Source organism: Neisseria sp. P0008.S002, from assembly GCF_051962805.1.
Classification (GTDB): domain Bacteria; phylum Pseudomonadota; class Gammaproteobacteria; order Burkholderiales; family Neisseriaceae; genus Neisseria; species Neisseria perflava.
This window is the reverse complement of the sequence record NZ_JBQCUY010000001.1, coordinates 351,415-368,929: the sequence shown is the minus strand read 5'-3', so window position 1 is coordinate 368,929 and position 17,515 is coordinate 351,415. Positions and strand designations below refer to the sequence as shown.

General features: G+C 47.3%; 21 protein-coding genes and 1 tRNA gene. 15 read left to right on the top strand and 7 right to left on the bottom strand.

Translation table 11 applies throughout. The features are described 5' to 3' along the window. Positions 1-63: 63 nt before the first annotated feature. From fdx to hscA, 3 genes are all read right to left on the bottom strand, one after another. On the bottom strand, positions 64-405 hold the full coding sequence (gene fdx, locus ACTHSA_RS01755) for an ISC system 2Fe-2S type ferredoxin (protein WP_004519249.1): 342 nt from the start codon (positions 403-405) through the stop codon (positions 64-66). 92 nt (positions 406-497) lie between these two features. After that, positions 498-860, bottom strand: a complete 363-nt coding sequence (locus ACTHSA_RS01750; protein WP_004519250.1) for a TIGR02328 family protein — start codon at positions 858-860, stop codon at positions 498-500. Positions 861-939: 79 nt separating this feature from the next. Then, positions 940-2,799 (bottom strand): Fe-S protein assembly chaperone HscA, encoded by a 1,860-nt coding sequence (gene hscA, locus ACTHSA_RS01745; protein WP_070625942.1) that lies wholly within the window; start codon positions 2,797-2,799, stop codon positions 940-942. 245 nt (positions 2,800-3,044) lie between these two features. On the opposite strand from hscA, the gene rpsF reads away from it, so the two are divergent. The 5 genes from rpsF (at position 3,045) to mltB (ending at position 5,710) form a co-directional block, all read left to right on the top strand. Next, entirely contained in the window at positions 3,045-3,416 is a 372-nt protein-coding gene (gene rpsF / locus ACTHSA_RS01740) for a 30S ribosomal protein S6 (protein ID WP_004519252.1), read from the top strand. Further along, complete coding sequence (gene priB, locus ACTHSA_RS01735; RefSeq protein ID WP_210386334.1) at positions 3,413-3,715, top strand: primosomal replication protein N; 303 nt, start codon at positions 3,413-3,415, stop codon at positions 3,713-3,715. The genes rpsF and priB overlap by 4 nt, the downstream gene beginning before the upstream one ends. A 6-nt stretch (positions 3,716-3,721) precedes the next feature. Then, the gene (rpsR, locus tag ACTHSA_RS01730; RefSeq protein WP_003678863.1) at positions 3,722-3,952 is read left to right on the top strand and encodes a 30S ribosomal protein S18; all 231 of its coding nucleotides are present in this window, start codon (positions 3,722-3,724) and stop codon (positions 3,950-3,952) included. A gap of 16 nt (positions 3,953-3,968) precedes the next feature. Then, on the top strand, positions 3,969-4,421 hold the full coding sequence (gene rplI, locus ACTHSA_RS01725) for a 50S ribosomal protein L9 (RefSeq protein ID WP_003678862.1): 453 nt from the start codon (positions 3,969-3,971) through the stop codon (positions 4,419-4,421). 209 nt (positions 4,422-4,630) lie between these two features. After that, positions 4,631-5,710, top strand: coding sequence for a lytic murein transglycosylase B (gene mltB, locus ACTHSA_RS01720; RefSeq protein ID WP_070625936.1), 1,080 nt, complete (start codon positions 4,631-4,633; stop codon positions 5,708-5,710). Positions 5,711-5,768: 58 nt separating this feature from the next. On the opposite strand, the gene ACTHSA_RS01715 is transcribed toward mltB, so the two are convergent. After that, positions 5,769-6,482: an aldose epimerase family protein gene (locus tag ACTHSA_RS01715; protein WP_004519255.1), complete on the bottom strand. Its 714-nt coding sequence runs from the start codon at positions 6,480-6,482 to the stop codon at positions 5,769-5,771. A 198-nt stretch (positions 6,483-6,680) separates the two neighbouring features. On the opposite strand from ACTHSA_RS01715, the gene dnaX reads away from it, so the two are divergent. Both dnaX and ACTHSA_RS01705 read left to right on the top strand, forming a co-directional pair. After that, positions 6,681-8,672 (top strand): DNA polymerase III subunit gamma/tau, encoded by a 1,992-nt coding sequence (gene dnaX / locus ACTHSA_RS01710; RefSeq protein WP_070625934.1) that lies wholly within the window; start codon positions 6,681-6,683, stop codon positions 8,670-8,672. Between the two features lie 90 nt (positions 8,673-8,762). Continuing rightward, positions 8,763-9,098, top strand: a complete 336-nt coding sequence (locus ACTHSA_RS01705) for a YbaB/EbfC family nucleoid-associated protein (RefSeq protein ID WP_003678854.1) — start codon at positions 8,763-8,765, stop codon at positions 9,096-9,098. A gap of 148 nt (positions 9,099-9,246) precedes the next feature. Here the strand turns inward: ACTHSA_RS01705 and ACTHSA_RS01700 are convergent. Together ACTHSA_RS01700 and ACTHSA_RS01695 are read right to left on the bottom strand one after the other, a co-directional pair. Next, positions 9,247-9,322 (bottom strand) — tRNA-Asn (locus ACTHSA_RS01700). A gap of 139 nt (positions 9,323-9,461) precedes the next feature. Then, a complete protein-coding gene (locus ACTHSA_RS01695) occupies positions 9,462-9,953 on the bottom strand; it encodes a hypothetical protein (RefSeq protein WP_049336771.1) in 492 nt (163 codons plus the stop codon). A 180-nt stretch (positions 9,954-10,133) separates the two neighbouring features. On the opposite strand from ACTHSA_RS01695, the gene dapF reads away from it, so the two are divergent. From dapF to ACTHSA_RS01675, 4 genes are all read left to right on the top strand, one after another. After that, on the top strand, positions 10,134-10,985 hold the full coding sequence (gene dapF / locus ACTHSA_RS01690; RefSeq protein WP_049336770.1) for a diaminopimelate epimerase: 852 nt from the start codon (positions 10,134-10,136) through the stop codon (positions 10,983-10,985). Then, positions 10,982-11,584: a hypothetical protein gene (locus ACTHSA_RS01685; protein WP_049336767.1), complete on the top strand. Its 603-nt coding sequence runs from the start codon at positions 10,982-10,984 to the stop codon at positions 11,582-11,584. Before dapF ends, ACTHSA_RS01685 begins: the two co-directional genes overlap by 4 nt. A gap of 106 nt (positions 11,585-11,690) precedes the next feature. Further along, positions 11,691-12,623, top strand: coding sequence for a cysteine synthase A (gene cysK / locus ACTHSA_RS01680; protein WP_107723629.1), 933 nt, complete (start codon positions 11,691-11,693; stop codon positions 12,621-12,623). Between the two features lie 154 nt (positions 12,624-12,777). Beyond that, positions 12,778-13,278, top strand: coding sequence for a membrane lipoprotein lipid attachment site-containing protein (locus ACTHSA_RS01675; protein ID WP_371440888.1), 501 nt, complete (start codon positions 12,778-12,780; stop codon positions 13,276-13,278). 83 nt (positions 13,279-13,361) lie between these two features. Here the strand turns inward: ACTHSA_RS01675 and ACTHSA_RS01670 are convergent, their stop codons facing one another. Beyond that, a complete protein-coding gene (locus ACTHSA_RS01670) occupies positions 13,362-13,745 on the bottom strand; it encodes a YkvA family protein (RefSeq protein ID WP_049329785.1) in 384 nt (127 codons plus the stop codon). A gap of 461 nt (positions 13,746-14,206) precedes the next feature. Between ACTHSA_RS01670 and sdhC the strand changes: the two genes are divergently transcribed. The 4 genes from sdhC to ACTHSA_RS01650 all read left to right on the top strand — a co-directional run bounded on the left by sdhC (position 14,207) and on the right by ACTHSA_RS01650 (position 17,512). Beyond that, a complete protein-coding gene (sdhC, locus tag ACTHSA_RS01665; protein ID WP_049336763.1) occupies positions 14,207-14,584 on the top strand; it encodes a succinate dehydrogenase, cytochrome b556 subunit in 378 nt (125 codons plus the stop codon). Further along, positions 14,578-14,919, top strand: a complete 342-nt coding sequence (gene sdhD, locus ACTHSA_RS01660; protein WP_003678837.1) for a succinate dehydrogenase, hydrophobic membrane anchor protein — start codon at positions 14,578-14,580, stop codon at positions 14,917-14,919. Before sdhC ends, sdhD begins: the two co-directional genes overlap by 7 nt. 2 nt (positions 14,920-14,921) lie before the next feature. Then, positions 14,922-16,685 (top strand): succinate dehydrogenase flavoprotein subunit, encoded by a 1,764-nt coding sequence (gene sdhA, locus ACTHSA_RS01655; protein WP_049336762.1) that lies wholly within the window; start codon positions 14,922-14,924, stop codon positions 16,683-16,685. Positions 16,686-16,804: 119 nt separating this feature from the next. Then, entirely contained in the window at positions 16,805-17,512 is a 708-nt protein-coding gene (locus ACTHSA_RS01650; RefSeq protein WP_003678833.1) for a succinate dehydrogenase iron-sulfur subunit, read from the top strand. Positions 17,513-17,515 lie beyond the last annotated feature (3 nt).

Sequence of the window (17,515 nt, the reverse complement as noted above, 5' to 3'; positions counted from 1 at the left end):
CCAAAAGGCCGTCTGAAAACCATGAATTTATGGTTTCAGACGGCCTTTTCATTAAACCTCGTTTTAATGGTCTTCGCGAGCGTGGTTGATTGTATATTTAGGAATTTCTACGACCAAATCTTCATCGGCAACGACTGCCTGACAGCTCAAGCGTGAATCGGCTTCCAAACCCCATGCTTGGTCGAGCAGGTCTTCTTCCAATTCGGTCGGCTCTTCCAGGCTGTCAAAACCTTTGCGGATAATCACGTGGCAGGTTGTGCAGGCGCAGGATTTTTCGCAGGCATGATCGACTTCGATATCGTGGTCGAGCAGTACGTCAAGGACGGTTTGGCCTTCCGGTGCGTTTTCGATAACCGCGCCTTCGGGGCATAATGTCGCGTGTGGGAGTACGGTAATTTTTGGCATTTTTATTGTCTCGGTTGTTTAAGAGTGGTTGTGGTTAAAGCGGCTTCAGGCGGCCTTGGGTATTCAATATTCAGGCCGTCTGAAAAATGGGTTTATAACATGATGCCTTTACTTCTTAAATTTTCCAGACATTCGTCTAGATAAGCATCATCATGTTCGGCATAAATCGGCGAAGTAGATGCTTCAATCGCGTGTGAATGGTATGGGGCAACGGCTTTGCCGCGATATAGTGGGTCTTTCCATAAAACATCCGGTTTGTAACCGCGCTTTTCCATCTCTTCCATAATCAATACGTGATACAGGTAGAGTTTGTAGGGTGAGTGGGTAAAAACGTAATTAACCGTCGCATGCGGCCTGCCCCAGCCCGCTCCGCGTAAAGCAGCGCATTCGCGGTGTTGCCCCAAAAGCTGGGCGCGGGGGAGTAGGGGGATAAGGGTTTGGTGCCAGAGTCGCATAAAAGAAATCGTTTCAGTTTTTGGATATTTAGATAAACGACCTTTGTATCTTCCGAGGCCGTCTGAAACTGTTTAGGCATCAAATATTATCAACGCTTTGCCCTGTTAACGCGCGTTGGATGTTGCGGTTCATGCGCTTGGCGGCGAAGTTGTCGGTGCTGTGGCTGAGTTTGGCAACGGCGGCACGGATGTCTTCGGCTTTGCCGTCTTTCAGATGGCCTTGCAAGTTGGCGATGTCTTGTTGAATCTGTTGCAATTCTTCAGCTTCCAATAAATCGCTATCCAATTCAAGAGCAGCGTTGACGGCGTCGGTCAGGCTTTCGGCTTCGACTACGGCTTCGGCTCGGGCGCGGGCTGCCATGTCTTCGGCAGCGTTGCTCATGCTGTCTTTGAGCATTTGGGTGATGGTGCTGTCGTTCAAGCCGTAGGAAGGTTTGACTTCGATTTGTGCCTGTACACCGGTGCTTTGTTCTTGTGCGGAAACGGACAGTAAACCGTCGGCATCAACTTGGAAGGTCACGCGGATACGTGCTGCGCCTGCTGCCATGGGCGGAATGCCGCGCAGGGTAAATTTGGCAAGGCTGCGGCAGTCGGAAACGAGTTCGCGCTCGCCTTGTACGACGTGTATTGTCATGGCGGTTTGACCGTCTTTGAAAGTGGTGAAGTCCTGCGCGCGCGCGGTAGGAATGGTGGAGTTGCGCGGGATGATTTTTTCGGCAAGGCCGCCGTAGGTTTCCAGACCAAGCGATAAGGGGGTAACGTCCAGCAGCAGCCATTCGCCGTCGGTTTTGTTGCCTGCAAGGACGTTTGCCTGTATGGCGGCACCGAGTGCGACCACTTCGTCAGGATTGAGGTTGTTCAGTGGGGTTTGTCCGAAGAAGGTGGCAACTGCTTGTTGAACGTGCAGCATACGGGTAGAGCCGCCAACCATAATCACGCCTTTGACATCTGCCTTGGTCACGCCTGCGTCTTTCAAAGCCTGTTTGACGGGCTCGATGGTTTTTTGTACCAGATTTTGGGTCAGATTGTGAAACTCTTGGCGGGTAATGACGGTATGAATTTTATGGCCGTCTGAAAGCGTGGTCTCGATGACGGCTTCGGTTTGAGTGGTCAGTTTTTCTTTGGCAGTACGGACAAGGGAAAGCAGAAGTTGGCTGTCTTGTTCGTTGAGTTTGGAAAGGTCGTTTTGTTCGAGCAAGTAGCAGAACAAACGATGATCGAAGTCGTCGCCGCCCAATGCGCTGTTGCCGCCGGTGGCTTTAACTTCAAACAGGCCTTTAGTCAGTTGCAATACGGATACGTCGAATGTGCCGCCACCCAAGTCATAAACGACAAACGTGCCTTCTGAGGCGTTGTCCAGTCCGTAGGCGATTGCGGCGGCAGTCGGCTCGTTGAGGAGGCGCAAGACATTCAAGCCTGCCAAACGTGCGGCATCTTTGGTGGCTTGACGTTGGGCATCATCAAAATAGGCAGGTACGGTAATGACAGCACCAACCAAATCTCCGCCTAATGTTTCTTCGGCGCGCAATTTGAGGGCTTTGAGGATTTCTGCAGATACTTCGATAGGCGTTTTTGCACCTTGACGGGTGTTTAACTCGACCACGCGCTCATTGGGTGTAAATCGATAGGGCAGGTATTGCGCCTCTTGTGCGAGGTCGGTAAGGGTACGGCCGATCAGGCGTTTGGCGGAGCTGACTGTATTTAGCGGATCGGTTTTTTGGGCAGAAAGGGCGTTTTTGCCGACTTCAACTTCGCCATCCAAATAACGGACAACTGAAGGTAGGGTGGTGCGGCCGTCTGAATCGGGCAGGCAGACTGCGCTGCCGCTGCGTACGGTAGCCACCAAGCTGTTGGTTGTGCCTAAATCAATGCCTACGGCGAGGCGGTGTTGATGGGGGGCGGCGGACATGCCGGGTTCGGAAATCTGCAAAAGAGCCATGATTGTGTGCCTTCTGATGCTGTATTTATTAGGATGGGGCAGATTTTAGCAGATTTTTGGCAGATAGTTGAGTGGATTGCTAGGAAATAACCATAAGGCCTAATGTTGTTTTTTGATTGAAAAGAAAGTGGATTTTGAATCCGGACTTGTATTTTTTAAGAAATGCGGATAAAATTCGACCTCTTTGCCTTGCCTTTTACTTCGCATGGTGAAAGGCTGTTTTTAATCATCCATAAGGAGATAACATGCGTCATTACGAGATCGTGTTTATCGTTCATCCTGATCAAAGCGAGCAAGTGCCTGCTATGGTTGAGCGTTACAAAACCATGATTACTGAAGCCAACGGTAAAATTCACCGTTTGGAAGACTGGGGCCGTCGTCAATTGGCTTACCCAATCAACAAAATCCACAAAGCACACTATGTTTTGATGAATATCGAAACTACTCCTGAAGTGGTTGAAGAGTTGGAAACTGCTTTCCGCTTCAATGATGCCGTACTGCGTCACCTGACCATCAAAACAAAACACGCTGTAACTGAAGCTTCCCCAATGCTGGGCGGCGAAAAAGCAAAAAACTTGCTGAACGGTGCGGCTGAAGAAGTTGCAGCAGCCGAATAAGATTGAACAATCTGATTAAGCTTACCGCCCGTATCTTGCAGATTCAGCCTTTGAGATATACGCCGGCAGGGATTCCTGTTTTAGATGTTGTGTTGCAACATGAGTCTTGGCAGGAAGAAAACGGACAGAAATGTCTGGTCAAGTTTGAGATTCCCGCGCGGATTTTAGGTAAGCAGGCTGAGGAATGGCAGTATCGGCAAGATGCTATCATCGAGTCGGAAGGTTTTTTGGCGCAACGCAGCCAACGCTTCCCCAAGCCGGTACTACGCATACAGAACATTAAAGAATATAAAGGTTAAACGACAATGGCTCGTCAATCATTCAAACGTAGAAAATTCTGCCGCTTTACGGCTGAAAAAATCCAAGAAGTTGATTACAAACAAGTTGATTTGTTGAAAGACTTCATCTCTGAAAACGGCAAAATCATCCCTGCCCGCATTACTGGTACTAAAGCACACTACCAACGTCAGTTGGCTACTGCTGTGAAACGTGCCCGTTTCCTGGCTCTGTTGCCTTACACCGATCAACACAAATAATTTTGGAGTTTAAATCATGCAAATTATTCTGTTAGAAAAAATCGGCGGTCTGGGTAACTTGGGTGACATCGTTACCGTTAAAAACGGTTACGCGCGCAACTTCCTGATCCCTGCCGGTAAAGCAAAACGTGCAACCGAAGCCAACATGAAAGAATTCGAAGCACGCCGCGCTGAATTGGAAGCCAAACAAGCTGAAATCTTGGCTGATGCTAAAGCCCGTCAAGAAAAACTGGAAGGCCAAACCATTACTGTTGCTCAAAAAGCCGGTGTTGATGGTCGTCTGTTCGGTTCTGTTACCAATGCCGACATCGCTGAAGCGATTGTTGCTGCCGGTATCCAAGCTGCTAAAGCAAACGTACGTCTGCCTAACGGCCCATTGAAAGCTGTTGGCGAATACGAAGTTGAAGTGGCTCTGCACACTGACGCTGTTGCTAAAATTACCGTTGCTGTTGTTGCAGCCGCTGAGTAATTGATTCATTCAAGGCCGTCTGAAAATCAAGGGTTTCCTTGGATTTCAGACGGCCTTGTTTATGTGCTTGAGTCGAAGTAAGTAAATATCGATTTGTCTATATTTTTGAGTTTGTCTAGAAATATAGCGGTTGATATGAAGAGATGATGTATTGGCCGAATATTCATTCGTGTTCGGGTTTGTCGTATTATTTAGTAAAGAGATTATTTATGAATAAAATCAAAATCTTTGGGATAGGTTTGACTGCTTTGGCTTTAGCTTCATGCGGCACTCCGCAAAAGCCTACTGTTGATACGGCAAAACCTGTCGAGCCTGTTTCCTCTGCAAAACGACCTGTATTTGATGCTGCGGCTGAATCTGTTGCCAGCAGCGGTTTTAATGAAAACGTCAATGTTCAGCAGTTTATCCAATATGAAGTGAAAAACCGTCGTTTCAGTGCGGAAGAATTGCGTAACTTCTTCAATGGCGTGGTGTATAAAGGCAATATTATTACTATTATGTACCGCCCAAGCACTTCGCGTCCTTGGTATGAATTCCGTACCGGTAACTCCGGTGCAGCCAAATTTAACGGCGGCAGACAATTCTATGCGGCAAACCGTGCCGCAATTGATGATGTGGCACGCAAATACGGCGTACCTGCCGAATTGATTGTGGCGATTCTCGGGATTGAAACCAATTATGGTAAAAATACAGGCAGCTTCCGCGTTGCCGATGCCTTGAGTACATTGGCCTTTGATTATCCTCGCCGTGCCGAGTTTTTCCAAAATGAATTGAGTGAACTTTTGCAGATGGCAAAAGAAGAAAAAGAAAATATCTTTGACTTCAAAGGCAGCTATGCCGGCGCGATGGGCATGCCGCAATTTATGCCTTCAAGCTACCGTAAATGGGCGGTGGACTATGATGGTGATGGTCATCGCGATATTTGGAATAATGTTGGCGATGTGGCGGCTTCTGTCGCCAATTATATGAAACAGCATGGCTGGCAGACCGGCGGTAAGATGGTTGTGCCGGTAAGTCTGACAATTACTCCGCACTTGCAGGCGATTATCGATGAGAAAACTGCCTTGACGCGCACTGTCGCAGATTTCAAAGCTTTGGGTGTCGTGCCTCAAGCTGCTATTGCCGATAATGAAAAAGCTGTGCTGTATGCTTTGGAGACCAGCCCGGGCGTATTTGAATACTATTTGGGTCTGAATAACTTCTACACGGTATGGCAATACAACCACAGCCGTATGTATGTAACAGCGGTACGCGATATTGCGAATGCAATCAATAACAATGGCCTGTAAGCCATAAGAAAACCACCCTTTGGGGTGGTTTTTAAATATCGAGGATTTGTAAAGGGGGTTAAGCTATCAGTCTGATTTTCATGGCGTAACGTTTTTTGCTGTGTCCTGAAACAAACTGTCCTCCTCGGGCAGGGGATAAAAACGCATTGCCTTCTGCGGTTGGCTCTGCACAAGTATATTGACCGTTTCGATCGCTCCAAAGGGCATACACAGGCAGATTGTGGGTACGGATATCCAGTTTCAAGCCGTCAAATGCAACGTGTGCATCCTGGTCGGAGGAAACAAATTCGGTATGGGAGATATAGTCGGCATCGTATGGGGCGCCGTTGAAATCAAATTGTGTGCCGGCGGCGGTAAAGTAGGGGTGGAATCCTGGGGACGTGCGGATGGGTGATTCGCCGTAATTGCAGACAGTTAGGATGGCGATGGCTTCATTTTCGTTAGGCAGACTGTAATCGAGCAACCATTCGACGTGTTCATAGCCTTTTTCTGTGCTGATTAATTTTAAGCCGATATCTGATTCATTTTGATGGCGGATTTCCCAGTCTGAAGTTCTGCCGAAACCATGTTGGGCCAGATGATTTTTGCTGTCAGGTCCGAATTGAGGTAGGCAGACGTGCATGCCGCCGCGTAATTTTGTGTCATCGCCTACTTGAACGCTGGTTTTCGGAAATAAGACTTCCCATCCTTTTAGAATCAGGGAATCAATATATCCGCCCATTGTATTTACTTGCATAGTGGCTGATTGGTTGCGTAGTATGATTTCGGACATGATGTTTCAAACTTCAAATTACTTATCATTTATGTAGCATTCTAACATTGCAATGACATGCTGTCGCTGTCGGTTTGATAGAAAATCCTTAATAAAAATCAAAAAAATGCTAGAATATATGCCATTTTCTGAGGCCGTCTGAAAAGCGGAGAATTCTTTTCAGACGGCCTTCCGATTTATTTCCCGTAGAGAAACAACATGGCTTATCAAGTTCTTGCACGAAAATGGCGTCCGAAAACCTTTGCCGATTTGGTCGGTCAGGAACACGTCGTCAAAGCCCTGCGTAACGCGCTGGACGAAGGCCGTCTGCACCATGCCTATCTGCTGACAGGGACACGCGGTGTGGGTAAGACCACGATTGCCAGGATTTTGGCCAAGAGCCTGAACTGCGAAAATGCCGTGCATGGTGAGCCGTGCGGTCAGTGTGAAAGCTGTACGCAAATCGACAGCGGCCGTTATGTGGATCTATTGGAAATCGACGCGGCATCGAATACCGGTATCGACAATATCCGCGAAGTGTTGGAAAACGCGCAATACGCGCCGACTGCGGGTAAATACAAAGTCTATATCATCGACGAAGTGCATATGCTTTCCAAAAGCGCGTTCAATGCCATGCTGAAGACTTTGGAAGAACCGCCTGAACACGTTAAATTTATTTTGGCGACCACCGATCCGCATAAAGTCCCCATTACTGTATTGAGCCGCTGTTTGCAATTTGTGTTGCGCAACATGACAACCCAGCAGGTTGCCGAGCATTTGGCGCATGTCTTGGATCGTGAAAACGTTCCTTATCAGCCACAGGCTTTGCAACTTTTAGGCCGTGCCGCCGCCGGCTCGATGCGCGATGCGTTGAGCCTTTTAGATCAGGCGATTGCCATGGGTTCGGGTAAAGTGGCCGAACAAGATGTCCGCCAGATGATCGGAGCGGTCGATAAACAATACTTGTTTGAATTGCTTGAAGGAATCATCAATCAAAACGGGGAAGCCTTGCTGGAAAAGGCTCAGGAAATGTCCGCCAGAGCGATTGGTTTTGACAGCGCGTTGGCAGAATTGGCCATGTTGTTGCAACGTTTGGCTTTGATTCAAACCATTCCTTCCGCCTTGGCAAATGACGATCCTGAACGTGAAACTTTGCAGCGATTAAGTCAGGCTTTGAGTGGCGAGCAGATTCAGCTTTATTATCAATGCGCTATTCATGGTAAACAGGATTTACCGCTGGCTCCAGACGAGTATGCCGGTTTTGTCATGACGCTTTTGCGCATGCTTGCATTTGCGCCGTTGGCCGCTTCGGGTTGCGATACGCAAAGTCAGATTGAACACACGGATTTGCATTCCGACCATCAGAAAGCTGAGGCCGAAAAAAAGCCTTTTCAGCTGCCGAAATCTGAGCCGATAGCAGCACCGGCGGTTGAGAAAGAGGCTGTTTCGACTAAACAGGATATCGTTGAAAGGCCGTCTGAAGAAACTATTCAGTCTGCTCAACAACAGGGGGATGTCCCGCCTTGGGAAGACATGCCGAGCCAAGTATCGGCTGAGCCGCCTCAAACACAAACGGCGCAGATGCAAGAAACTGCGGAGCCATTGCCTGTTGCAAAAGTTCAGACGGCCCCTGAACCGGAAGAATATCCGCACATAGATGAGGAAATTCCACCTCCGTATTTTGATGAAGCATATGCATATGAAGATTCACACCGTGCTGATGTGATGGAAGTACTGCAGCCGGTTGTGTCTGAAGAAGAGGAGGGAGATGAAGAAGAGCTTCAGTTCGCTCCTTTGCCTGAGTTTAAAACTGAGAATTGGCACAGCATTATCGAACGATTTGCCCGTAAATTAGGCGCGGCGCAGATGTTGGCACAAAATGCGGCATGGACGAGTTATGATACGGAAGCAGGATTAATCATGCTGTCGTTGACGGATGAGGCCAAAGCTACTGCCAATAAAGAGCGCTTGGACAAAATCTGCCAGACGTTGAGCGAGGCTTACCATCTTGGCAATTTAAGGCTGCAAACCGAGCCTTGGCAGGATGATAAAGGCTGGGAAACGCCGGTGATGCGCCGCAAACGTATTCAAGAAGAAGGACGGCAGCAGGCGCAAGATTTGCTGGAAGCGGATACAACGGCGCAGAAAATTTTGCAAATCTTTGAAGCGCAATGGCTGCCGGATTCTTTAGAGTTAGTAGGGCATTCTTAAAATACTGACATACAAGGCCGTCTGAAAGGCAATAGCGTTTTTCAGACGGCATGAGTGAAACCCATTTATTCAAACCCATAGGAGTAAAACATGTTCGGAAAAGCCGGATTAGGCGGCCTGATGAAACAGGCTCAACAAATGCAAGAAAACATGAAAAAGGCACAAGCCAAGCTGGCTGAAACCGAAGTTGAAGGTGAAGCAGGCAATGGTTTGGTGAAAGTTGTGATGACGTGTTCGCACGTTGTTCGCAAACTTGAAATCAGCCCTGATTTGATTCAAGAAGCCGCAGACGACAAAGAAATGCTGGAAGATTTGGTATTGGCCGCTATCAATGCCGCTTCTGAAAAAGCCGAAGAAACGACCAACAAAACCATGGGTGCATTTACCCAAGGCCTGCCGGCAGGCATGGGCGACTTCTTCCGTTGATTTAAAAATAAATAAAAGGCCGTCTGAAGCCAGATTTGGGTTTCAGACGGCCTTTTTTATTATGAGGATTCATGGGCTTTCTTTGGGAAAGAACAAGCGTTCCTTATTGATGTAAAAAAGCCTGAACAGAAGTTCAGGCTTTTAAATTTGGCTCCCCGACCTGGGCTCGAACCAGGGACCTGCGGATTAACAGTCCGTCGCTCTACCGACTGAGCTATCGGGGAATGGGGCGTATTATAATGGCTGGAAAAAATGTGTCAATCAATATTTTTAAGGAAATGGTGCAAAATATTTCAAATGTTTGAATGTTAAAAATATTTTGTAATCAAGTTTCACATGCTCCTCAGCCGTTTCAGACGGCCTTTAGTATTTGGCGTTAACCAATTTGCCGTTTTGGAATACTTGTTGCTGCATCACCGTGCCGTTGTAGGCGTAAGTGGTTAACGAGCCATTGCTTGGCGTGGCGCGGAACTGCATCAGTTGGTTACGGCTGAGAACGTAGGGGTCCGTGCGTTTTTGACTGTTGTCGCTGTAAAAGTCTTGGACGACGTATTCGTTGTTACGTTTGCTGATCAGTTGGCGATGGAAGCCACCTTTGACTGCGCTGTTGCTGGGTGTGCCGTGTGCATCAAAATAGGTCACGATTTGTTCTTCTGAGATACGGATGCCGTCTGAATCCGTGCCTTTGGTGGTTTTGGTTTTGTCCAAGCCGACAGGGATGTTGATGGATGTACCCAGGCCGACATGGCGGCCGATGCTGGTGCCGACGCCTAAGCCGACGGAAACACCGGGCGTGCCGACTGTACATGCGCTGAGTGAAGCGGCCAAAAGGGCAGGTAAGAGAATTTTTTTCATAATGTGTATCCTTGTAATAAGAAATATTTGTAATGTGGGAAGTATAGTATTTTTGCGGGGTGGCTGGTGTTAGTATTGGTAAAAGGGCGCAAGGCCGTCTGAGAAACAAGATAGAAACGAATATATCATTCTGGTGTAGAATGTGCCGAAATAATGATTTAATAAGAATGTGAATAAATAATGAAAACTTTGAAATTTACGAAGATGCACGGCTTGGGCAATGATTTTATGGTGGTTAATGCCATCGATCAGGACTTTGATCCGTTGACTGCGCCGCTTGCCCAATGGGCAGACCGCTATCGCGGCGTGGGTTTTGATCAGTTTTTGGTAGTGGAGAAGCCTTCTTCTGATGCGGTCGATTTTCGGTACCGCATTTTCAATGCCGATGGTCGGGAAGTAGAGCAGTGCGGCAATGGAGCGCGTTGTTTTGCGCGTTTTGTCGCGGATAAGGGTTTGACGGATAAAACGGAAATTTTGGTCGAAACGGCCAAAGGGATTATTGTACCGAAGCTGTTGGATAACGGTTTGGTTACCGTCAATATGGGTAAACCGCGTTTCATGCCGTCTGAAATTCCGTTTGTGCCTGCACATGGTGAAAATGAAGATGCGCTGACACATATTGTCTTGGTCGGTTTGGAGTCTGTACCGGTAAGCTGTGTGAATATGGGTAATCCGCATGCGGTGATTTTGGTTGATGATGTTGAGACTGCGCCGGTGGAATATTGGGGCGGCGCTATTGAATCGCACGAGCAGTTTCCTGAACGGGTCAATGTCGGCTTTTTGCAGGTTGAAGATGAATTGTCAGTCCGCCTGCGAGTGTTTGAACGCGGGGTGGGGGAAACTCAGGCTTGCGGCACTGGAGCGTGTGCGGCCGTGGTGGCAGGCGTGCGCAATGGCTTGCTGAAAGCGGGTGCGCCTGTGCGTGTTACTCTGCCTGGAGGTGAATTGTTTATCAGTTGGGAAGAAGGTGGCGATGTGCAAATGACCGGCCCTGCGGAAACTGTTTTTGAAGGCGAGTTGCAGTATTCATGATGGTTTCTTTGGATTTTTGGTTTGCCGTCGCGTATGCTGCGGTATCGTTGGCATTTATTTTTCGCGCGCAGCGGTTTCAATGGCTTTGGGCTACGGTGTTGTTGTGGCTGGGGATTTCGGCACTGGGCGCACGCTTGTTGCCCGGAATATGGGGCTTTACGCATACAGGCCCTTTGTTCATCCCTCATTTTTATCTGACAATCGCCAGTATTTTCTTCTTTATTGATGACTGCAGTAAAACGGAAGACAAAAAGTTTTGGTCGGCAGGCGAATATGCCGGTTTGACCTTATTTGCGGTTTCCAATGTCGTCATGACTTTGGCTTTTGTTTTCTTGGTAGGCGTGGTTTATTTCATCTTGCCGCTGGCGGGCGCGGTTTTTGCGTGGGCGGCCTTGCTGAAAATTTATGCTTTGAAACCCATTTATTGGTTTGCATTGCAGGGCGTCCTGATGCTGGTGTTTTATCTGCACAGAGTGGTTGTTTGCAAGCAGTCTGCCTCTCTTTTCAGTATGCGGCAGATGTGGGCAGGTTGGATGGTTGCCGTCGTGATGCAGGCTGTAGTTGCCGTTACATTGATTTTTGAGCGCAGTGGATATTGACCGCGCTTGAACCAAAAGTTATAAAGAAAGAAATTTTCGATATTGGTTTTTCAGACGGCCTGAGTTTAATATGCAGGCTGTATTACATCTAAATCAGGAGCAGGAAATGAAAATTGCAAATAATATTACCGAGCTGATCGGCAACACACCTCTGGTGAAACTGAACCGCCTGACCGAAGGTTTAAAAGCGCAAATCGCCGTTAAACTTGAATTCTTTAATCCAGGCAGCAGCGTGAAAGACCGTATTGCCGAATCTATGATTGAAGCGGCCGAGCAAGCCGGTAAAATCAATAAAGATACCGTTATCGTCGAGGCAACCAGTGGCAATACCGGTATCGGTTTGGCCATGGTGTGTGCGGCCCGCGGTTATAAATTGGCGATTACTATGCCTGAAAGCATGAGTAAAGAACGCAAAATGCTGCTGCGTGCATTCGGTGCAGAGCTAATTTTGACACCTGCTGCCGAAGGTATGGCGGGCGCTATTGCTAAAGCCCAGTCTTTGGTGGACGAACATCCAGATACTTACTTTATGCCGCGCCAATTTGATAACGAGGCTAATCCTGAAGTTCACCGCAAAACCACTGCCGAAGAAATTTGGCGCGATACAGACGGTAAAGTAGATATTTTCGTGGCCGGTGTAGGTACAGGCGGTACGATTACCGGTGTGGGCGAAGTATTGAAAAAATACAAACCCGAAGTTCAAATCGTGGCTGTCGAGCCTGAAGCTTCCCCAGTATTGAGCGGTGGCGAGAAAGGTCCGCATCCGATTCAAGGTTTGGGTGCAGGCTTTATCCCCAGCGTTTTGAATACGACTGTTTACGACAGCATTTCCAAAGTACCTAACGAGGCAGCGTTTGAAACTGCGCGCGCTATGGCTGAAAAAGAAGGCATTTTGGTAGGTATTTCTTCAGGTGCCGCAGTATGGAGCGCATTGCAACTGGCTAAAAAACCTGAAAACGAAGGTAAGTTGATCGTTGTCTTGTTGCCATCATATGGCGAACGCTATCTTTCTACGCCTCTGTTTGCCGATTTGGCATAATATAGGATTGTTGTTAAAAGGCCGTTTTCAGACGGCCTTTTTTGCGTATGGGCTTGAGATATCGTATGAAATCTGTTGTAATTCAGTTAATGAGCTTTGAATACCATTATTCAAAAGTTGGTTTCTTCAACGAATCATGCTTATAATGCGCATTATGAAAAAATACATTCTTCCTATCTTTGCTGTGGCGGCACTTGCCGGTTGTGAATCGATTTATGTTCCAACATTGAAAGAAGTGCCAGTTCGACCAACCAACGTTAAGAAACCTAAGGCTGATTCACAAGTTTCAGCTACCGGTTATCATTTAGCTCCTTCGCATTGGGCAGATGTTTCCAAGATTCATGATGAAGCACGTCGCTTGAGTACCCAAGTGAGCCAAGGTAGTCTGACCAAAGTTCAGGCTGCACAATATTTGAACCGCTTCCGTATCCAACAAGTGGGACGCAACTCTGTCGATGACAGTATGTACGAAGTTTATCTGCGTTCTGCCGTTGACAGCCAACGTGGTGAAATTACTACCGAGCAATCCAAACAGTACATCCAAGGTGCTTTGCGCGGTTGGCAACAGCGTTGGAAAAACATGGATACCAAACCAAGCAATCCTGCGTTTACCAACTTCCTGATGGAAGTTATGGGTATGCAGCCTTTGAAATAAAAAGTCATAAACTGAGAAGGCCGTCTGAATATTCAGACGACCTTCTTTTTGTATTTATATATGTGTAGTCGGACTTTATCCAATTAAGAACCAAACAGCTTGTCAGCCGCTTGACGGGCTTTTTCTTGAATATCTTCGGTCAGATAGTTTTTCATCTGAGAATAAACCAGCGCAATGACGGCAATGTCATCGCTGAAGCCAAATGGAATCAGAAGGTCGGGAATGCTGTCAATAGGACTGAGGAAGTAAACCAGTGCGCCGACAATAATCATTTTTGCACGTTTGGGTGTATGTTCGGATTCCCAGAGATAATAAAGCGCATAAAGCTGGCGGACGACAGGTTTACCCAAGCGACCGGCAAAGCGTCCGAGTTTTTTCATGAAGCCGGATGTGTCTAAGTTTCGACGGCGGAAGGAGGGGATGTAGTCTTCCGGATCGGGTGTGTTTTGATGAGGGGAGTGTGTCATGATGCAGCTTCCTTTTTAGGTATGGAAACATGGTTGGTGTTACGTCGTATTTTAGTCTATTTTGGGCGGATGAAATGTCTTTGAATGTATAACTATGTAAGAGTAGTGATGATAATGCAATGGTAATAAGTTAAGAATGGCTTATGCCTTTGTAAAGATTAGGTATCAAGAGTGAGAATTTATCTCACAATAGATACAATTCTCAAACAATAATGATGTTATCGTAAGTGCTTTGATGGGGAGATGGCTTAATTGCAGGAAAGTAACAAAAAAGGCTAGCCACACAAAAAAAAATCTAAGAATGATTGTTTGATTTTATTAGTCTTTTGGTAAAAATCATTAGAGCATTCATAAATTGCACTGTTCAAAATGAGATAAAACAGGTAAATTATGGTTTATGTAGCTTATTGTAGTGCTGAGCTATAGGTTTTGAGCTGATAATAAATCTAGAGGAACTGACCATGTCCGCCAAATCACGCCCGGTATTTTTGGAAATTCCGAATATCCGATTGCCCATACCGGGGATTGTATCTATTCTTCACCGTATCAGCGGCGTCGGCTTGTTTGTGATGCTGCCTGTTCTCTTGTATTTCTTCTCCGGAACGCTGGATCGCGAAGCGTCGTTTGAAGCATATCGTACTGCTATTTCCAATCCGTTTGTGAAGCTGATCCTTATCGGTCTGTTGTGGGCATATCTGCACCACTTTTTCGCCGGTATCCGCTTTCTGTTTTTGGATGTGCATAAAGGCCTGGAATTAAATACTGCCCGTACTACTGCTAAAGTTGTATTTGCTTCTGCTTTGATTCTGACCGTCGTTTTGGGAGCTTTGTTATGGTAGAACGTAAATTGACAGGTGCGCATTACGGTTTGCGCGATTGGGCAATGCAACGTGCAACTGCGGTCATCATGTTGGTGTACACCGTGGTTCTTTTGGTTGTTTTGTTTACGTTGCCTAAAGAATATTCGGCATGGCAGGCATTTTTTGATCAAACTTGGGTAAAAGTATTTACCCAAGTGAGCTTCTTGGCTGTATTCCTGCATGCATGGGTAGGTATCCGCGATTTGTGGATGGACTACATTAAGCCTTTCGGTCTGCGTTTGTTTTTACAAGTTGCCACCATCGTTTGGTTGGTAGGCTGCTTGGTGTATTCTGTTAAAGTAATTTGGGGGTAAATATGGGTTATCCTGTTCGCAAGTTTGATGCCGTGATTGTTGGCGGTGGTGGTGCAGGTTTACGCGCAGCCCTCCAATTGTCTAAATCCGGCCTGAATTGTGCTGTTTTGTCTAAAGTCTTCCCAACCCGTTCTCATACTGTAGCGGCTCAAGGTGGTATTTCTGCTTCATTGGGTAATGTGCAAGAAGACCGTTGGGATTGGCATATGTACGATACCGTGAAAGGTTCTGACTGGTTGGGCGACCAAGATGCGATTGAGTTTATGTGTCGCGCCGCGCCTGAAGCCGTAATTGAGTTGGAACACATGGGTATGCCTTTTGACCGTGTGGAAAGTGGCAAAATCTACCAACGTCCTTTCGGTGGTCATACTGCCGAACATGGTAAACGTGCGGTAGAACGTGCATGTGCGGTTGCCGACCGTACCGGTCATGCGATGTTGCATACTTTGTACCAACAAAACGTCCGTGCCAATACACAATTCTTTGTGGAATGGACGGCACAAGATTTGATTCGTGATGAAAACGGCGACGTCGTCGGTGTAACCGCCATGGAAATGGAAACCGGCGAAGTTTATATTTTCCACGCTAAAGCCGTGATGTTTGCTACCGGTGGTGGCGGCCGTATTTATGCGTCTTCAACCAATGCTTATATGAATACCGGTGATGGTTTGGGTATTTGTGCCCGTGCAGGTATTCCGTTGGAAGACATGGAATTCTGGCAATTCCACCCGACCGGTGTAGCCGGTGCCGGTGTATTGATTACTGAGGGTGTGCGCGGTGAGGGTGGTATTCTGTTGAATGCCGATGGCGAACGCTTTATGGAACGTTATGCTCCAACCGTAAAAGACTTGGCTTCCCGTGACGTGGTTTCCCGTGCGATGGCGATGGAAATCTACGAAGGTCGCGGCTGTGGTAAAAACAAAGACCACGTTTTGCTGAAAATCGACCATATCGGCGCAGAAAAAATTATGGAAAAACTGCCGGGCATCCGCGAGATTTCCATCCAGTTTGCCGGTATCGACCCGATTAAAGACCCAATTCCTGTTGTGCCGACTACCCACTACATGATGGGCGGTATTCCGACTAACTACCATGGCGAAGTTGTCGTTCCGCAAGGTGAAGATTACGAAGTGCCTGTAAAAGGTCTGTATGCGGCAGGTGAGTGTGCTTGTGCTTCCGTGCACGGTGCGAACCGCTTGGGTACCAACTCCCTGTTGGACTTGGTGGTATTCGGTAAAGCTGCCGGCGACAGCATGATTAAATTCATCAAAGAGCAAAGCGACTGGAAACCTCTGCCTGCTAATGCCGGTGAGTTGACCCGCCAACGTATCGAGCGTTTGGACAACCAAACCGATGGTGAAAACGTTGATGCATTGCGTCGCGAACTGCAACGCTCCGTACAACTGCATGCCGGTGTGTTCCGTACCGATGAGATTCTGAGCAAAGGCGTTCGAGAAATCATGGAGATTGCCGAGCGCGTGAAACGTACTGAAATCAAAGACAAGAGCAAAGTATGGAATACCGCGCGTATCGAAGCTTTGGAGTTGGATAATCTGATTGAAGTAGCGAAAGCGACTTTGGTGTCTGCCGAAGCACGTAAAGAATCGCGTGGCGCACACGCTTCAGACGACCATCCTGAGCGCGATGACGAAAACTGGATGAAACATACCCTGTATCATTCAGATACCAATACTTTGTCTTACAAACCGGTACATACCAAGCCTTTGAGCGTGGAATACATCAAACCGGCTAAACGCGTTTATTGATGAGTTTTCAGACGGCCTTTACCTTAAAGGCCGTCTGAAACCTAACCATACCCACATTGAACTGCTTGAATTCATAATACAAAATCATTGAGCAGTTTATGAGAAAAGGAACACTTCTCATGGAAAAAATGAGTTTTGAAATTTACCGTTACAACCCGGACGTTGATGCCAAACCTTATATGCAACGTTACGAGTTGGAATTGGAACCAACCGACGTTAAGCTTTTGGACGCTTTAGTGCGCCTGAAAGCACAAGACGATACATTGTCTTTCCGCCGTTCTTGCCGCGAAGGTATTTGCGGTTCTGACGGTATGAACATCAACGGTAAAAACGGCTTGGCATGTCTGACCGATCTGCGCAGCCTGAAACAGCCGGTTAAAATCCGCCCTCTGCCAGGTCTGCCTGTTATCCGCGACCTGATTGTGGATATGACCCAGTTCTTCAAACAATATCACTCAATCAAACCTTACGTTGTCAACGACAACCCTATCGATGCGGACAAAGAGCGTCTGCAAACTCAGGAAGAGCGTAAAGAGTTGGACGGTTTGTACGAGTGTATTTTGTGCGCCTGCTGTTCGACTGCCTGCCCGTCATTCTGGTGGAATCCTGATAAATTCGTTGGTCCGTCTGGCTTGCTGAATGCTTACCGTTTCATTGCGGATAGCCGTGATACCATCACTAATGAGCGTTTGGATAATCTGAACGACCCATACCGTTTGTTCCGTTGCCACACCATTATGAACTGCGTAGACGTATGTCCTAAACACTTGAATCCGACCCGAGCCATCGGTAAGATTAAAGAGATTATGTTGAAACGAGCCGTTTAAGAA

Coding starts and splice junctions, on each gene's coding strand:
- sdhC (WP_049336763.1), top strand. CDS start 14,207: ATGTCCGCCAAATCACGCCCGGTATTTTTGGAAATTCCGAATATCCGA.
- ACTHSA_RS01650 (WP_003678833.1), top strand. CDS start 16,805: ATGGAAAAAATGAGTTTTGAAATTTACCGTTACAACCCGGACGTTGAT.
- ACTHSA_RS01750 (WP_004519250.1), bottom strand. CDS start 860: ATGCGACTCTGGCACCAAACCCTTATCCCCCTACTCCCCCGCGCCCAG.
- sdhD (WP_003678837.1), top strand. CDS start 14,578: ATGGTAGAACGTAAATTGACAGGTGCGCATTACGGTTTGCGCGATTGG.
- ACTHSA_RS01715 (WP_004519255.1), bottom strand. CDS start 6,482: ATGTCCGAAATCATACTACGCAACCAATCAGCCACTATGCAAGTAAAT.
- dnaX (WP_070625934.1), top strand. CDS start 6,681: ATGGCTTATCAAGTTCTTGCACGAAAATGGCGTCCGAAAACCTTTGCC.
- ACTHSA_RS01685 (WP_049336767.1), top strand. CDS start 10,982: ATGATGGTTTCTTTGGATTTTTGGTTTGCCGTCGCGTATGCTGCGGTA.
- ACTHSA_RS01675 (WP_371440888.1), top strand. CDS start 12,778: ATGAAAAAATACATTCTTCCTATCTTTGCTGTGGCGGCACTTGCCGGT.
- ACTHSA_RS01695 (WP_049336771.1), bottom strand. CDS start 9,953: ATGAAAAAAATTCTCTTACCTGCCCTTTTGGCCGCTTCACTCAGCGCA.
- rpsF (WP_004519252.1), top strand. CDS start 3,045: ATGCGTCATTACGAGATCGTGTTTATCGTTCATCCTGATCAAAGCGAG.
- ACTHSA_RS01705 (WP_003678854.1), top strand. CDS start 8,763: ATGTTCGGAAAAGCCGGATTAGGCGGCCTGATGAAACAGGCTCAACAA.
- hscA (WP_070625942.1), bottom strand. CDS start 2,799: ATGGCTCTTTTGCAGATTTCCGAACCCGGCATGTCCGCCGCCCCCCAT.
- fdx (WP_004519249.1), bottom strand. CDS start 405: ATGCCAAAAATTACCGTACTCCCACACGCGACATTATGCCCCGAAGGC.
- rpsR (WP_003678863.1), top strand. CDS start 3,722: ATGGCTCGTCAATCATTCAAACGTAGAAAATTCTGCCGCTTTACGGCT.
- dapF (WP_049336770.1), top strand. CDS start 10,134: ATGAAAACTTTGAAATTTACGAAGATGCACGGCTTGGGCAATGATTTT.
- mltB (WP_070625936.1), top strand. CDS start 4,631: ATGAATAAAATCAAAATCTTTGGGATAGGTTTGACTGCTTTGGCTTTA.
- cysK (WP_107723629.1), top strand. CDS start 11,691: ATGAAAATTGCAAATAATATTACCGAGCTGATCGGCAACACACCTCTG.
- sdhA (WP_049336762.1), top strand. CDS start 14,922: ATGGGTTATCCTGTTCGCAAGTTTGATGCCGTGATTGTTGGCGGTGGT.
- rplI (WP_003678862.1), top strand. CDS start 3,969: ATGCAAATTATTCTGTTAGAAAAAATCGGCGGTCTGGGTAACTTGGGT.
- ACTHSA_RS01670 (WP_049329785.1), bottom strand. CDS start 13,745: ATGACACACTCCCCTCATCAAAACACACCCGATCCGGAAGACTACATC.